Raw genomic sequence first — 14,840 nt, 5'->3', positions numbered from 1 at the left:
CTCGGTCGATCAGCGAGTGTCGTGTTCGGCGCGTGATTCGAGGACGGTGGGCATGTTGCCCTCGATGAGTTCGATCAGATCGCTCAATCGGGTACCGACTTCGCGTCCCAGCGGGGTGAGGCTGTACTCCACCTTGGGCGGAATGGTCCCCTGCACGGTGCGAATCACGAGACCATCCCGTTCCAGGGTCTGCAGAGTCTGCGAGAGCATGCGTTCGCTGACGCCGTCGACGCGTCGGCGCAACGCATTGAACCGGTAATCACCCTCGGTGAGCGCCGCGAGCGCGAGAACGCCCCACCTGCTGGTGGCGTTCTGCAACGTCTGCCTCGACGCACAGTCCCGCGCGAAGACGGACGCTTCGAGTGATTCGGTGGCCTCGGACATACCTCCATGCTAGCGCATGCGAAAGGCATAGTGATGACCATGGGGGTTGCACTGCACGAAAAGTAAGTGCATAGTGAGGGAGTACTTGAAACCTCAACCTCAGGAGCTCGATCATGACCACAGCGGTAACCGGAGCAACGGGCAACCTCGGCGGCCTCGTCGTCGACGCACTCATCGAGCGTGGCGTTGCACCCGCCGAGATCGTGGCGGTGGTCCGAAACGCAGACAAGGCCTCGCCACTGGCCGAACGCGGCGTCGTGGTTCGGGTTGCCGACTACTCCGATTCGGCCGCGATGACGGCAGCTCTCGCAGGCGTCGACAAGCTGCTGCTCGTCTCGGGTTCGGAGGTAGGTCAGCGAATTGCACAGCACACCAACGTGATCGAGGCAGCCGAGACAGCCGGAGTCGGCCTCATCGCCTACACGAGCCTGCTGGCCGCCGATACATCCGGAGTGAGCCTCGCGCCCGAGCACAAGGCCACCGAGGAACGCCTCGCCGCGTCCAGCGTTCCCGCGGTGTTCCTGCGCAACGGCTGGTACTGGGAGAACTACCTCGGCTCGCTCGCGCAGACCATCGAGGGCGGAGTGCTCCTCGGCGCGGCAGGAAACGGCAAGCTGGCCGCCGCGTCCCGCGTCGACTTCGCGCACGCGGCCGCCGTCGTGCTGACGCTCGACGATCAGGGCGGAAAGATCTACGAGCTCGGTGGCGACGAACGCCTCACCTACGCCGAGCTCGCGGCCGTCATCGGCGAGATCTCCGGCAAGTCGATCGCTTACAAGGACGTTTCCGAGTCCGAGTACGCCGCGATTCTCCAGGGCGCAGGACTGCCCGACTTCGTGGCAACCATGTTGGCCAGCGCAGATGCGGGAATCGCGCGCGGCGAGCTCGACACCGACTCCGGCGACCTGCAGGCCCTGATCGGTCGAGCATCCACTCCGGCCGCAGAAGTACTCCGCGCCGCAGTGTGACGGGCATCGGGGGCGGTACTTGTAGCGTGGGCGCGGTGAATCACTCCTACACCCGCACCATGTTCCTGGCCGCCTCCGTCTCGCTCGTCCTACTGACGGGTGCGTGCAGCTCGGACTCCGACGCCTCGTCCTCGGCGACGTCCACGTCCTCGGCTTCGTCCGCCGCCGGTGCCCCGGCCGCCGCGAACACCTGCCCCACAGCGGCACCCGACGCCGCGGCCACCCCCGACTGGACCCTCGATGGGGACTCGGGCAGCATCGCCGTCGTCGGATCCACCGACACCGCCGCGCCCGCGGTCACCGTCGACACCCCGTTCAGCGTCGCCGAGACCCAGGTCGAAACGTTGTCAGCGGGGGACGGGCCGGTCATCGCGTCCGACGCCGAGGTGTCGGTCTGCTACGTGGGCGTCAACGGACGTACCGGAGAGACGTTCGACAGCAGCTTCGAGCGGGGTGCACCGATCGAATTTCCACTGGACGGAGTCGTCGCCGGCTTCCAGAAGGCCATCGCCGGACAGACCGTCGGCTCGACCGTCGCCGTGGCGGTCACCTCGGCCGATGGATACGCGACCGGCAATCCGGCAGCCGGAATCGAGCCGGGAGACAGCTTGATCTTCGCGATCTCGATCCTGTCCGCGAGCTGAGTGCCTCCGGCAGTGGTGCGGTTGTGCGCCCTCCGCGGCACACAACCGCACCACTGCGGCTCCGCCGCACTTACACCGTCGAGAGCTGCTGAATGGTCGTCGCGCCGCCCGGCGTGGGTGTCGTGGTGATGAAGTTCGAGTCGTAACCCAGCGATTCGACGACTCCGCGGATCTCGCGGAACTGCTCGACGCTGACGTCGGGCGTGCGCTTGAGCACGAATCCGGACGTGCGGTTGGGGCTTCCGACGAACGCCCACGAGTAGTCGTCGGCAATGTAGGCGACGATGTAGTTGGTCGGACCGTCGAGGCTCTCCTGGGTGGGCACCCCCGGGAAGCTCACGTGCAGTTGAGCATTGGTGACGGTGTCGTTGACCCTGGCGTTTCCGACGATGCGGTTCTCGCCGCCGGTCCAGGTGGTGCAGGTGTTCTCGACGCGAATGTTGGTTTCGTCGATCATCTGGTAGTTCGCCTGGGTGTCACGAGCACAGATCAGGTTGAACGGCTGTGGCACCGCGGCAACCTGGTTCCAGGTGCCCAGGTAGCGCTCGACATCGAGTGACGGGATCGGAGCCAGCGGCTCCAGGCCGACCGATCCCAGTGGACCGACCGGCTGCGCCTGAGCCGGAGCCGCGGTCAGCAGTGCGCCTGCGGCCAATGCTCCGGCAATTGCGGTGCGTCCGAGTGCGGTACGGATGTTCATCAATTCGCTCCTTGTGTTGCGGTTGTGGTTACGGTCTCGCTGGAATCGATTCTGTTCGGCCACCAGATTTTCGGGCCGATGAGGGTGAACAGGGCGGGAATCACGACGGTGCGCACCACGAAGGTATCGAGCAGAATGCCGAGTCCGACGATGATGCCGAGTTGGGTCAGGGTGATCAGGGGCAGGACGCCGAGCACGCAGAAGACTGCTGCCAGAACGATTCCCGCGCTCGTGATGACACCGCCGGTGGCCGAGACGGCGCGCACGATGGCCGATCCGGTGCCGTGCCGAGGCGTCTCCTCGCGGGTACGAGTGACCAGGAAGATGGTGTAGTCCACACCGAGCGCGACCAGGAACAGGAACGCGAACAGCGGGGTGTTGTCGTCGAGGGCGGGGAAGCCGAAGACGTGCAGGCTCACCCAGCTGCCGATCCCGATCGCTGCTACCGCACTCAATACCGTTGTGGCAACCAGGATCACGGGTGCGACGAGGGCACGCAGCAGTACCAGGAGCACAGCGAGCACGACCGCGAGGATCGCGGGAATCACCACGAGGCGGTCGCGGGCCGCTGCGTCGGAGGTGTCGAGTGCCTTGGCGTCGCTGCCGCCCACTCGGGCTCCGTCGACGTTGCCGAGTGCCGAGCGAAGGTTCTCGACCACCGCGAACGACTCTTCGGACGCGGGGGCCGCATCGGTGACGACCGAGAGGCGGGTGAGTCCGGTGTCGGAATCCGCGACGCGATCGACCGACACGACACCGTCGATGCCCTGGGCGGTGCCGATGACTGCGTCGATGTCTGCGGTGGGAGCCAGGACCGTCATCGGATCGGCGGATCCGGCCGGAAAGTGTTGCGAGAGAGTGTCGAAGCCTTCGACGGACTCGGCGGTGACACGGAACTGCTCGGTCTGCGAGAGTCCGATCTGCGTTCCGAACAAGGCCGCGCAGCAGGCCAGCAGCGCGACGATGGTCACCGAGGCCGTCGCCACGGGGCGTCGGGCAACACCTGCCGCGATCGAGTGCCAGACGCCCTCCGTGGTGGTGTCACGGTCGGACTCCTTGGGGACGAAGGGCCAGAACAGCTTCGGGCCACACAGTGCCAGCAGGGGCGGCAGTACGAACAGCACGAACACCGCTGCCACGACGAGGCCTGCGGCGGCCAGGGCACCCAGGCTGCGGGTGCTGGGCAATATTGCCAGGAGCAAGGTCAGCAGCGCCAGGACGACGGTGGCGTTGCTGGCGAGGATGGCGGGCCCGGCATGGCGAACGGCGTGGCGCAGGGCGAGCCGATGATCGGGCTCGCGCCGCAGTTCCTCGCGGTACCGAGAGATCAACAGCAGCGCATAGTTGGTGCCGGCACCGAAGACCAGCACGCTGGTGATGCCCGACGTGGACCCGTCGAAGGACAGACCGGTGACCTCGGCCAGCGCGGTGCCGACGGTAGTGGCGAATCGGTCTGCGAAACCGATGACGGCCAACGGCACCAACCACAGGATGGGCGATCGGTAGGTGACGATGAGCAGGACGGCCACCACGAGCGCGGTAACGGCAAGAAGGGTGAAGTTGGCACCGGAGAACGAGTTCGCGATGTCGGCTCCGAAGGCCGGTCCGCCGGTGACCTGAGCGGTCAGATCGGGCGACAGGCCCTCGGTTGCTGCGGACCGCAGTTCGGTGATCAGTTCGTTGAGGGTGAAGCCCGACAACTCGGAATCGACCTGAACCAGCGCAATCGCAGCTTTGCCGTCGGGTGCGACGATCGGGGGCGGGCCGGGCTCGTCCGGTACCGAGCGATCCACGGCGATCAACCGGCTCTGCGCGGCAGCTGCGTCCTCGATGTCGGCCGGTGTGAGGTCACCGCCGTCTGTGCGGCTCAGAACCAGAATGACGGGTGCGGTGTCGGAGTCGGGGAACTGGGAGAGGAGCTCGTCCACCTGGTAGGACTCGGCCGACGTCGGCAACGAGTTCGGTGACTGGCCGGCGGAGTCGTTGCTGCCGACCAGACCCATCACGGCGACGGACAGAACGAGGACGGCGAGCGCGATCGCCCACGATCCACGGTGCGTCACGACTGCGGCGACGCGGTCCCAGGCTGCGGTGTTCTCGGTTCGAGTGCTGTCCACGTGACAAACAATCTCATTTACTTAGATATTAAGCAACTGAATCTCTTGTGGGCAGTAGTCTGACCATGACCACAGCGAAGGAGTTACCACCGACATGGCCGACCGAAACCAGCTCGAATCCGCGATCTCCGCGGATCTCCGAGCGCTGTCGTCGGTCTCGGAACAGATCGGCCAAGTGTTCGGTGCTCTGCACAGCCTGCGGCCCAACGACTTCCGCGCGCTGCTCCACGTCATGGTTGCCGATGTCGAGGGTGCGCCGCTGACGGCGGGGGAACTGGGCACGATGTTGGGGCTGTCGTCGGCGGCGATGACCTACCTCGTCGAACGCATGATCACCTCCGGGCACATCCGCCGCGAATCCGACGCATCCGATCGACGCAAGGTCATTCTGCGATACGACGAGCACGGAATGGAGGTTGCACGCGGGTTCTTCGGCCCCCTCGGCAGGCGCACGAGCGCCGCGTTGGCGGACCTTCCCGACGCCGATCTCGCCGCCGCGCATCGGGTGTTCGAAGCGCTCATCGGAGCCATGCGAGAACACCACGCCGACCTGGGAGACAGCCGCCGATCGTAGCGAATGTTCCTGGTCCGATGTTCGAACCGCTGGTGGACGGCCTGCGCAGAATCGATGCTGGACTCCGAGCGTGCGAGTGCCGTAGGGTTGGCGCTGGTTGAGCTAACAGCCGGTCACGGGGAAACGCAGCGAAGTCGGCGTCCGGGTCAGGCTCTATTCTGCTCCCGCTGCATCGATCGGTTTCCCCCTCAGTTCGACCGATCGATGGGATCTGCCATGAGTGTTGAATCTTCAGGCAACAAAGTTCGAACCACCCCGGTGACTGTCGCGGAGAAGTCCGTGTCCGTCGCAGCGACCGGAGCAATCTTCACCGCGCACGACGGCCCCGACGGTTCACTCGTCGTCGCCGTCCACGGCGACATCGACATGCGCAGCGCGCCGATGTTCTCCGATTTCGTCTGCAGCCGCATGTCCAGCAAAAGGCATGTCACCCTCGATCTGTCCGATGTCGAATTCTTCGGCATCGCAGGTCTCACAGTCTTCGATGCAGTCCGTGAGTACACGGTAGGCATCGGCGCATCATGGTCGATCGTCGCAGGACGCTCGGTCTCACGTCTGATCCAGGTCGCCGACCTCGAGTCCACGATTCCGACGGCTCGTCCCTCGAACGACCGGTAGTACTCCGGCGATCATCGCCGCGACAAGAGGTGGGCAGCTCCGATTCAGGGGCTGCCCACTGTTCGTTCGGCCCCCGATCGCACCACCCGACTGACAGATCGGACGACCCCGATCGACGGTGTGACCGAAGTTCGGGATCGTCCGAAACTGTTGCAGCACAGGCGAACTAGTCTTTGGTTCCTTCGGAGTCACTGAAGAACGCCCACTCGCCGTCGTGCTCGACCTCGAGCCGCCACCCCAACTCCTCGTTGTCGGCGCGGCTGTCCTTGAACCAGGAGTGCGCGTCCTCGGAACTGGCGATGTCCTTGGTCTCGACGACGGTTCCGTGCGGATCGATAACTCTGTAATTTGCCATGCAGCCAGGGTGCCCCGATGTCGCAGAACCTAATCCACGTCGGGACGCAGTGGCCGACTCCTGGGATCCGCACACGCGCGCGCATTCGTCGAATGCGCGCGGAATCGCCTCCGAAACGATGAGATTCTGCGCGCGGATGACAAACGCGCGCGCGTTTGCGGGGACCGGGTGGTGCGGCGACCGGGTGGTGCGGTGAGTGAGTTCTTCGGTGCACCCTCAGGTGCGCGAGAGCACCGATCGCGCGAAGAACATCAGGTTCGCGGGGCGTTCGGCAAGCCTGCGCATGAAGTAGCCGTACCACTGCGATCCGTACGGTACGTACACGCGTACTTTGCGTCCCGCGTCCACGAGTCGACGCTGTTCGGGATCGCGGATTCCGTACAGCATCTGGAACTCGAACTCCTCGGACGATCGTCCTGCAGCCGACGCCAGCCTGTCCGCCGCCTCGATCATCTCCGGGTCGTGCGAGGCCACCATGGGGTAGCCGCGGCCGTACATCAGGATCTGCAGGCATCGGAGGTAGGAGTCGGAGACCTCGCGTGCACCCTGGAACGCCACCGACGACGGTTCGTTGTACGCACCTTTGCACAGTCGGATACGAGATCTCGGCCCGGACAGGTCGTGGCAGTCGGCCTCGGTGCGCCGCAGGTAGGCCTGCAACACCGTGCCCAGGTCGGGGAAGTCGACGCGTAGTTCCCGGACGATCGACAGGGTCGAATCGGTGGTGGTGTGGTCCTCGGCATCGACCGTCACCCACACCCCGGCCGCGGCCGCGGCCGTACAGATCGTCCGTGCGTTCTCGAGCGCCAGAGTTCGGTCGATTCCCTGGCCGAGTGCAGACAGCTTGAGTGAAATCTCGAGCGCGGTTGCGTCGGCTTCTCGCGTCGAAAAGCGTTGTACAAGTGAGAGATAGGCGTCCACGGTTGCCTTCGCCTGGCCTCGGTCGGTGGTGTCCTCACCGAGGTAGTCCACCGAGACGAACCGGCCCGACGCCAGCAGGGCGTCGACTGCGCTGACGGCCGCGGGCTCGGATTCGCCCGCAACGAAGCGGTCGACGAGGGACCGGGTGGCGCGTAGACGTGTCACGGTCGCCTGCAGTTTGGGTGAACGTGCGGCCGCGAGCAGGGCCGGACGCAGCGGATTGCTCAGCAGGGTGGTCATCGCGTGCCCTCGCCTTCCTGATGCGGGTAGCCGTGAGTGGTCGGCGGGACGAACGTTTCCTTCACGGTGCGGGCCGAGGTCCACCGCAGCAGGTTCTGCGGTGAACCCGCCTTGTCGTTGGTTCCCGACGCGCGGGCCCCGCCGAACGGTTGCTGTCCCACCACCGCGCCGGTCGGTTTGTCGTTGACGTAGAAGTTGCCTGCGGCGAATCGCAGTGCCGCATGGGCCTGTTCGACGGCGGTGCGATCGGTGGCGATGACCGCTCCGGTCAACGCGTACTTCGATCCGGTGTCGACGGTGCGCAGTGTCTCGGCATAGGCGTCCGGCCTGCTGTCGTCGTAGACGTGCACGGCCAGGATCGGCCCGAAGTACTCGGTGGTGAAGGCCTCGTCGGTGGGGTCGTCCCCGAGAAGCACCGTGGGGGAGACGAAGTACCCCTCCGAGTCGTCGCAGGTACCACCGGCGGCGATGGTCAGGCCGGGAACGGACTTCGCTCGATCGAGAGCAGCTGCGTTGCGGTCGAACGCCTTTCGGTCGATGACGGCACCGCCGTAGTTGGACAGGTCGGTCACGTCGCCGTACTTCAGTGCCGAGACCTGCTCGATGAACCCGTCGCCCATCGAGGCCCACAGCGACTTCGGTACGAAGGCCCTCGACGCTGCCGAGCACTTCTGACCCTGGAAGTCGAAGGCACCGCGAATCATGGCGGTGGTCAGCACATCCGGATCGGCGGAGCTGTGCGCGACGACGAAGTCCTTGCCGCCGGTCTCACCCACGAGCCGTGGATACGAGTGGTAGTTCGAGATGTTGTTGCCCACCTCGCGCCACAGCGTCTGGAATGTCGCGGTGGACCCGGTGAAATGGATACCGGCCAGCCGTGGATCGGCAAGGGCCACGTCGGAGACCATCGGTCCGTCACCGAGAACCAGATTGATCACCCCCGGCGGAAGGCCTGCGGCTTCGAGCAACTGGAGCGTCAGATACGCGGCGACGGCCTGCGTGGGCGAGGGCTTCCACAGCACGGTGTTGCCCATCAGCGCAGGTGCGGTGGGCAGATTGCCTGCGATGGCGGTGAAGTTGAACGGGGTGATGGCGTAGACGAAGCCCTCGAGCGGACGGTATTCGACGCGATTCCACACTCCCGGAGCCGAGACCGGCTGCTCGGCGAGAATCTGCCGGGCGAACGCGACGTTGAACCGCCAGAAGTCGATCAGCTCGCAGGGTGCGTCGATCTCCGCCTGGTAGGCCGACTTGGACTGACCGAGCATCGTTGCCGCAGCGATTCTTTCGCGCCACGGACCGGACAGCAGATCGGCGGCTCGCAGGAACACCGCGGCGCGCTCGTCGAAGGGAAGCTCGCGCCACGCGGGGGCCGCTGCCGTCGCAGCATCGACGGCGTCGCGCACATCCTGGTGGGTGGCACCGGTGAAGCTGCCGATGATCGACGAGTGCTTGTGCGGTTCGACGACGTTCTCGACCGGGCCGTCAGCCTGTCGGTGAACGCCGCCGATGACCTGACGGATCTCCACGGGGGAACTCCGGAGCTCGTCCAGACGGCTGCGCAAGCGGGCCCGTTCCGGGCTCCCCGGGGCGTAGGTGTTGACCGGCTCGTTGGTGGGGGTGGGGACGGATGTGACGGCGTCCATGGCTGCTCCTCGTCTTCGGTGTGTGCTGCTCATTGAAGTCCGATCCGCACGTCGTTCAATCAGCCCGTCGGCCAAAGAATTCGTGATCTACTTGTCCGTATGGCCAATACGGTGTCGCTGCGTTCGATGCTGACGTCGCTGCACAGCGCCGTCGTCGAACTGGTCCTCGCACCGGCAGGAACGGACATGGCAGTCGAGTCCGTCGCGCTGCTCGACGCCGACGACCTGCGGCTGCCTCCGGGAACGTCCTCCGATCTGACGCTGCTGGTGGGTGTGACCGAGGCCGATGTGGTGCGGTGGTTCGACGATCTCGCGTTGCGCCCGGTCGCGGACCGACCGCTCGCGGTGCTGACCAAGGTTGCCGGCTCGACTGCGCTGTCCCACGGAGCGCGGGAGACAGGTATCGCATTGATCGCGGTGCACCAGCAGACACGATGGGAGCTGCTGCTGTCGATGATGCGGGGAGTGCTCGATCAGGTGCGGTCGCACGGTCCCGACGACGGAACATTGGGAGCCGACACGGACCTCTACGAACTCGCGCAGACGGTGGCGTCGCTGACGAAGGGCATGGTGAGCATCGAGGACGAGCGCTCACATGTGTTGGCGTACTCGGCATCCGACGACGCGGCCGACGAACTGCGGACCCTGTCGATCCTCGGACGCGAAGGTCCGGCCGACTACCTCCGTAGACTGCACGAGCGAGGCGTGTTCGATCGACTCCGCCGCACCGATGACGTGATCGACGTACCGGCCGATACCGAACTGGGAATTCGTCGACGCCTCGCCGTCGGAATCCGTCGGATATCCGGCAGCCCAACGACTCTCGGGACGATCTGGGTGCAGGAGGGTGCCACCCCGCTCGCCGCCGACGCGGACGCGGTACTTCGCGGTGCCTCGGCCGTCGCGGCTCGGCTGATCACCCGCATCGCGAACGCCCCGACCAACGAGGCCCTGCAGATTCAGCGCCTGCTCGGGGCCAGGGGCGGCGGTGTCGACGTCCCGTCGCTCGCGTCGGCACTGTCGATCCCCACCTCGGGATCGGCGGCGGTCGTCGGATTCGCTGCCTGCGGGGAATTCGAGATCAGCGCCCTGGCACCGTCTGTCCGATTGCACGCCAGCGCTTTTCGCCGTGACTCGTTGGTCACCACCATCGGTGAGAGAATCTACGCACTGTTTCCCGGGGTGGCGTCGGGCACCGGGATCGCGGCGTGGACCGCCGATGCCGTCGGGCGAATCGAGACGCGTACCTCGCTGGCGTTGCGCGCTGCGGTCGCCGCACCGATCGCCGATCTCGACGGGGTTGCCGTGGCCAGATTCGAGGTCGACCGAGTGCTCGACGGCACCACCGGAGAAGTGCGCGTCACGACGCTGGAGGAGTCGAGAACGTCTGTGTTGCTGGGCGAAATCGTGGAACTGATCGCCAGTCACGAACAGCTGCGGGACCCGCGCATCGCCGCCCTCGACCGATACGACGCGACCAACGACTCCAGAATGCGCGAGAGTCTCGTGTCGTACCTGGGGTGCTTCGGCGACGTTCGGGCTGCCGCCGAGCGACTGCACATTCATCCGAACACCCTGCGCTACCGCATTCGACGCGTCGAGCAGATTCTGGACCTCGATCTCGGCGACTCCGATGCGCGCTTGCTGGTGGAACTGCAGCTGCGCATGTGAGAGCGGCTTCGCCGCACGTGAGCGGAAATTCGTAGCAGGCTACGAATTTTCATGCACGTGCGGCACCGGTGCTCGACCTGATCACCAGGCTCGGTTCGATGCTCGAACGCATGGTGCTGCGGTTTCCGGTGTCGATCTGGTCGAGCAGAATCTCGACGCTCCGGATGCCGACGTCGGTGAACTCCTGGCGGATGGTGGTCAGGGGCGGCGAGAAGAATTCCGCGTCGGGAACGTCGTCGAAGCCGACCACACTGACGTCCTGCGGTACTCGCCTGCCGTGGACGTCCAGTGCGCGAAGCACCCCGAGCGCCATGGAGTCGTTGCCTGCGAACACCGCGGTAACGTCGGCGTTCCCGGCCAGTTCGCTGCCGGCCTCGAACCCCGATCTCGCGGTCCAGTCGCCGCCGAGAGTGGGCGGTGGCTCCACGCCGGCATCCTCGTGGGCCATCCGCCACCCGGTGACGCGATCGGTGGCCTCGTACCACCCCAGCGGCCCGGCAACGTGCCACACGGCGCGGTGCCCGAGCGAGAGCAGGTGCGCGGTTGCGGCCTTGGCTCCGGCGATCTGATCGACCGAGACCACGGCCAGATCGCCGGCGGGCGAACCCTCGACGGCCACCAGCGGCAGCTCCCCGGCCAGATCGGCGATGTCGCCGCCGTCGGTGCGCAGTGGCGCGATGACGACCACGCCGTCGACGCCCTGCTTCTGCAACCGGCGCACGCAGGTGATGATCGCCGATTCGTCGAAGGAGGTGGGGACGGCGACCACCACCGAGTAGCCGGCGTGGCGTGCTGCGTACTCGACGCTGTAGAGCGTCGAGACCGGGCCGTACAGAGCGTTTCCGGTGCCGACGATTCCGATGGTCTTGCTGCGGCCGGTCACCAGAGCACGAGCGGCGGTGTTGGGGCGGTATCCGAGCTCCGAGATCGCCCGATCCACTTTCGTTCGCGTCGCCTCGGTCACGTTGGGATGACCGTTGATGACGCGGGAGACGGTCTGGTGGGACACACCTGCGAGCCGGGCGACATCGGTCATGGCTGGTCCGCGTGTCGGCGTCATCGTCGTGCAGCTCCTCTCGCGTCGTCGAAGACAATCACAGCATGCCGGGTCCCTCGGCGCCCGCGAACATGCACGTCAGGTGGGTGTGTTCACCGCCGTGCCGGTCGTGGTGGGCGCAGGCTTGCCCTGCTCGGCACCGGTGAACATCTCGGCGGGCACGGGCACACCGAGATAGCTGCTCGGGGGCGCGGCTTTGTCGCCCTTGTTGCCCTTGCCGCTCGCTGCTCGACGCTTGGTCCAGATGTCGAACGCAACCGCCGCGAGCAGGACCAGGCCCTTGACCAGCTGAACGCGCTCACTGGGCGAGCCGATGAGCGACATTCCACTGTTGATCACGGCGATGATCAGCCCACCGGTGAGTGCGCCGACGATGCGGCCGACGCCGCCCTGTACTGCCGCGCCGCCGATGAAGGCCGCCGCGATGGCGTCGAGCTCGAAGCCGTTGCCCGCGGTGGGTCCGGCCTGGTTGAGTCGACCGGCGAAGATGATTCCGGCCAGGGCCGAGAGCACGCCCATGTTGACGAAGATCCAGAAGGTGACCGGCTTGACCTTGATTCCGGACAGCGAGGCAGCGTGGATGTTGCCGCCGATCGCGTACACGTGCCGACCGAACACCGTCTTGCCCGCGAGGGTGGAGTAGCCCATCACCAGCACGGCGAGCAGGATCAGTACGTACGGCAGGTTCTTGAACCGCGCCAGCTGCACCGCGATGGCGAGTACGAGAGCGGCAGCGAAGGCCATCTTGATCAGGAACAGCGGCAGTGCGTCCACGGTCTGGCCGTACTTCTGCCGACCCGTGCGAGATCGCCACTGGCTGAACACGATTCCGACGACGGCCACAATGGCGACGAGCAACGTGAAGATGTCGGCCCCACCCAGTGGTCCGAGTCCCACGTTGCCGAGGAAGCCGGGCAGGAAGCCGTTGGACAGTGTGCGTACCGGTCCGGGGAACGGCCCGATGCCCTGGTTGCCGAGAACGATGAGAGTGACTGCGCGGAAGACGAGCATGCCTGCCAGCGTCACGATGAACGCCGGTATGCCGAAGTACGCGACCCAATAGCCCTGCCAGGCACCGATCAGGCCGCCGACGATCAACGTGATGAGCACCGCCAGTGGCCACGGCACGTTCTGTTGAACCATGAGGACACCGGCGATGGCACCGGTGGCCGCGACGACCGAGCCGACGGACAGGTCGATGTGGCCCGCGATGATGATCACGACCATGCCGATGGCCAGGATGAGGATGTACGAGTTCTGCACCACCATGTTGCTGATGTTCTGCGGCACCAGAAGCTGACCGCCCGTCAGCACGGTGAACAGCACGATGATCAGCGCGAAGGCGATGAAGATTCCGCTCTGGCGAAGGTTGCGCGTGAGCAACCCCCGCACGGTCGACAACTGATTCATCGAAGTACTCCTGTTCCACGGGTCATGAGATGCATGAGCGATTCCTGGGTCGCGTCCTCGCGAGTGACCTCACCGGTGATACGGCCTGCCGACAGTGCGTAGATCCGGTCGCACAGCCCGAGCAGTTCGGGGAGCTCGGAGGAGATCACCAGGACCGCCTTCCCGGCGTCGGCGAGATCGTTGATGATCGAATAGATTTCGAACTTCGCGCCGACGTCGATTCCTCGTGTCGGTTCGTCGAGAATGAGCACGTCGGGATCGCTGAAGATCCATTTGCTCAACACGACCTTCTGCTGATTGCCGCCGGAGAGTTTGCCGACCACGGCGGCCACGTTCGGTGCCTTGATGTTCATGCTCTTGCGGAAACCCTCGGCGACCTTGAACTCCTGGTTGTCGTCGACGAAGCCTCCCGTCACCAGCTTGTCCAGGGCGGCGGTGGAGATGTTGCGCTTGATGTCGTCGATCAGATTGAGGCCGTACCGCTTTCGGTCCTCGGTGGCGTAGGCGATCCCGTGATGGATGGCATCGTTGACCGACTTGACGTGAATTTCCTTGCCGTACTTGTACAGTCGCCCCGAGATGTCGATGCCGTAGCTTCGGCCGAAGACGCTCATGGCCAACTCGGTGCGTCCGGCACCCATCAAGCCGGCAAGACCGACGATCTCCCCGCGGCGCAGACTGAGATTCGCCTTGTCGACAACGGTCCGGCCGTGTTGCGTCGGACTGTGCACGGTCCAGTCCTCGATACGCAGAACTTCCTCTCCCACGGTCGATTCGTGCGGCGGAAACCGGTGCTCGAGATCGCGGCCGACCATGAGCGAGATGATGCGATCCTCGGTGACGTCCGGGTCTCGCATATCCAGGGTCTTGATGGTCCGGCCGTCACGGATGATCGTCGTCCGGTCCGCGATGGCCGCGATCTCGTTGAGCTTGTGCGAGATGATCACGCACGTGATGCCCTCGTCCCGCAGACCGCGTAGCAGGTCGAGGAGGTGAGCGGAATCCGAATCGTTCAGTGCCGCAGTCGGTTCGTCGAGAATCAGCAGCGTCACGTCCTTGGACAACGCCTTGGCGATCTCGACGAGCTGCTGCTTGCCGACACCGAGATCGCTGACGACGCTGACGGGGTTCTCCCGCAGCCCTACCCGGTTCAGTAGGGCTGCGGCCTCGGAATTGGTGCGGTTCCAGTCGATGAACCCGCGCTTGGACCGCTCGTTGCCGAGAAAGATGTTCTCGGCGATCGAGAGGTACGGACTCAGTGCGAGTTCCTGATGGATGATGACGATGCCCTCGGCCTCGCTGCCCCGGATGTCGGAGAACTCGCACGGCCTACCGTCGAACACGATGTCGCCGTCGAAGGTGTCGTGTGGGTACACACCCGACAACACCTTCATGAGCGTCGACTTGCCTGCGCCGTTCTCGCCGCAGATCGCGTGGATTTCGCCGCGATTCACCGAGAGAGTGACGTCCTGTAGAGCCTTGACGCCGGGAAAGGTCTTGGTGATGCCACGCATCTCCAGGATCGGGCTCGTCAT

At 65.4% G+C, this 14,840-nt stretch carries 14 protein-coding genes; 5 read left to right on the top strand and 9 right to left on the bottom strand.

Annotated elements, in window-relative coordinates:
- Positions 1-9 precede the first annotated feature (9 nt).
- On the bottom strand, positions 10-384 hold the full coding sequence (locus CH296_RS04605; protein WP_032395975.1) for a helix-turn-helix domain-containing protein: 375 nt from the start codon (positions 382-384) through the stop codon (positions 10-12).
- Positions 385-497: 113 nt separating this feature from the next.
- On the opposite strand from CH296_RS04605, the gene CH296_RS04600 reads away from it, so the two are divergent.
- Entirely contained in the window at positions 498-1,352 is an 855-nt protein-coding gene (locus CH296_RS04600) for an SDR family oxidoreductase (protein WP_094684128.1), read from the top strand.
- A 59-nt stretch (positions 1,353-1,411) separates the two neighbouring features.
- Entirely contained in the window at positions 1,412-1,996 is a 585-nt protein-coding gene (locus CH296_RS04595) for an FKBP-type peptidyl-prolyl cis-trans isomerase (RefSeq protein ID WP_094684152.1), read from the top strand.
- A 70-nt stretch (positions 1,997-2,066) separates the two neighbouring features.
- Here the strand turns inward: CH296_RS04595 and CH296_RS04590 are convergent, their stop codons facing one another.
- Positions 2,067-2,696 (bottom strand): lipocalin family protein, encoded by a 630-nt coding sequence (locus CH296_RS04590; RefSeq protein WP_094645761.1) that lies wholly within the window; start codon positions 2,694-2,696, stop codon positions 2,067-2,069.
- Entirely contained in the window at positions 2,696-4,759 is a 2,064-nt protein-coding gene (locus CH296_RS04585; RefSeq protein ID WP_373557269.1) for an MMPL family transporter, read from the bottom strand. The genes CH296_RS04590 and CH296_RS04585 overlap by 1 nt, the downstream gene beginning before the upstream one ends.
- A gap of 148 nt (positions 4,760-4,907) precedes the next feature.
- Between CH296_RS04585 and CH296_RS04580 the strand changes: the two genes are divergently transcribed.
- Positions 4,908-5,387, top strand: coding sequence for a MarR family winged helix-turn-helix transcriptional regulator (locus tag CH296_RS04580; protein ID WP_045196752.1), 480 nt, complete (start codon positions 4,908-4,910; stop codon positions 5,385-5,387).
- A 279-nt stretch (positions 5,388-5,666) separates the two neighbouring features.
- Positions 5,667-6,005: an STAS domain-containing protein gene (locus tag CH296_RS04575; protein ID WP_230596842.1), complete on the top strand. Its 339-nt coding sequence runs from the start codon at positions 5,667-5,669 to the stop codon at positions 6,003-6,005.
- Positions 6,006-6,171: 166 nt separating this feature from the next.
- Here the strand turns inward: CH296_RS04575 and CH296_RS04570 are convergent, their stop codons facing one another.
- The 3 genes from CH296_RS04570 to pruA all read right to left on the bottom strand — a co-directional run bounded on the left by CH296_RS04570 (position 6,172) and on the right by pruA (position 9,167).
- Positions 6,172-6,360 (bottom strand): hypothetical protein, encoded by a 189-nt coding sequence (locus CH296_RS04570; protein ID WP_094684127.1) that lies wholly within the window; start codon positions 6,358-6,360, stop codon positions 6,172-6,174.
- Positions 6,361-6,576: 216 nt separating this feature from the next.
- Positions 6,577-7,521, bottom strand: a complete 945-nt coding sequence (locus CH296_RS04565; RefSeq protein ID WP_094630408.1) for a proline dehydrogenase family protein — start codon at positions 7,519-7,521, stop codon at positions 6,577-6,579.
- A complete protein-coding gene (gene pruA, locus CH296_RS04560) occupies positions 7,518-9,167 on the bottom strand; it encodes an L-glutamate gamma-semialdehyde dehydrogenase (RefSeq protein WP_094684126.1) in 1,650 nt (549 codons plus the stop codon). The genes CH296_RS04565 and pruA overlap by 4 nt, the downstream gene beginning before the upstream one ends.
- A 99-nt stretch (positions 9,168-9,266) precedes the next feature.
- Between pruA and CH296_RS04555 the strand changes: the two genes are divergently transcribed.
- Positions 9,267-10,838, top strand: coding sequence for a CdaR family transcriptional regulator (locus CH296_RS04555; RefSeq protein ID WP_094684125.1), 1,572 nt, complete (start codon positions 9,267-9,269; stop codon positions 10,836-10,838).
- A 49-nt stretch (positions 10,839-10,887) separates the two neighbouring features.
- Here the strand turns inward: CH296_RS04555 and CH296_RS04550 are convergent, their stop codons facing one another.
- From CH296_RS04550 to mmsA, 3 genes are all read right to left on the bottom strand, one after another.
- Entirely contained in the window at positions 10,888-11,898 is a 1,011-nt protein-coding gene (locus CH296_RS04550; RefSeq protein ID WP_045196742.1) for a LacI family DNA-binding transcriptional regulator, read from the bottom strand.
- 75 nt (positions 11,899-11,973) lie between these two features.
- Complete coding sequence (gene mmsB, locus CH296_RS04545) at positions 11,974-13,305, bottom strand: multiple monosaccharide ABC transporter permease (protein ID WP_094656527.1); 1,332 nt, start codon at positions 13,303-13,305, stop codon at positions 11,974-11,976.
- The gene (gene mmsA, locus CH296_RS04540) at positions 13,302-14,840 is read right to left on the bottom strand and encodes a multiple monosaccharide ABC transporter ATP-binding protein (RefSeq protein WP_094684150.1); all 1,539 of its coding nucleotides are present in this window, start codon (positions 14,838-14,840) and stop codon (positions 13,302-13,304) included. Before mmsA ends, mmsB begins: the two co-directional genes overlap by 4 nt.

This window comes from Rhodococcus sp. 14-2496-1d, assembly GCF_002259365.1.
Taxonomy (GTDB): Bacteria; Actinomycetota; Actinomycetes; order Mycobacteriales; family Mycobacteriaceae; genus Rhodococcoides.
The sequence above is the reverse complement of the archived record's forward strand: the minus strand, read 5'-3'. Positions and strand labels throughout refer to the sequence as shown.

Bases quoted from the DNA above. Each gene is read 5' to 3' on its own strand.
- mmsB (WP_094656527.1), bottom strand. From the start codon at position 13,305: ATGAATCAGTTGTCGACCGTGCGGGGGTTGCTCACGCGCAACCTTCGC.
- mmsA (WP_094684150.1), bottom strand. From the start codon at position 14,840: ATGACGAGCCCGATCCTGGAGATGCGTGGCATCACCAAGACCTTTCCC.
- CH296_RS04600 (WP_094684128.1), top strand. From the start codon at position 498: ATGACCACAGCGGTAACCGGAGCAACGGGCAACCTCGGCGGCCTCGTC.
- pruA (WP_094684126.1), bottom strand. From the start codon at position 9,167: ATGGACGCCGTCACATCCGTCCCCACCCCCACCAACGAGCCGGTCAAC.
- CH296_RS04595 (WP_094684152.1), top strand. From the start codon at position 1,412: ATGTTCCTGGCCGCCTCCGTCTCGCTCGTCCTACTGACGGGTGCGTGC.
- CH296_RS04590 (WP_094645761.1), bottom strand. From the start codon at position 2,696: ATGAACATCCGTACCGCACTCGGACGCACCGCAATTGCCGGAGCATTG.
- CH296_RS04550 (WP_045196742.1), bottom strand. From the start codon at position 11,898: ATGACGCCGACACGCGGACCAGCCATGACCGATGTCGCCCGGCTCGCA.
- CH296_RS04570 (WP_094684127.1), bottom strand. From the start codon at position 6,360: ATGGCAAATTACAGAGTTATCGATCCGCACGGAACCGTCGTCGAGACC.
- CH296_RS04555 (WP_094684125.1), top strand. From the start codon at position 9,267: ATGGCCAATACGGTGTCGCTGCGTTCGATGCTGACGTCGCTGCACAGC.
- CH296_RS04580 (WP_045196752.1), top strand. From the start codon at position 4,908: ATGGCCGACCGAAACCAGCTCGAATCCGCGATCTCCGCGGATCTCCGA.
- CH296_RS04565 (WP_094630408.1), bottom strand. From the start codon at position 7,521: ATGACCACCCTGCTGAGCAATCCGCTGCGTCCGGCCCTGCTCGCGGCC.
- CH296_RS04605 (WP_032395975.1), bottom strand. From the start codon at position 384: ATGTCCGAGGCCACCGAATCACTCGAAGCGTCCGTCTTCGCGCGGGAC.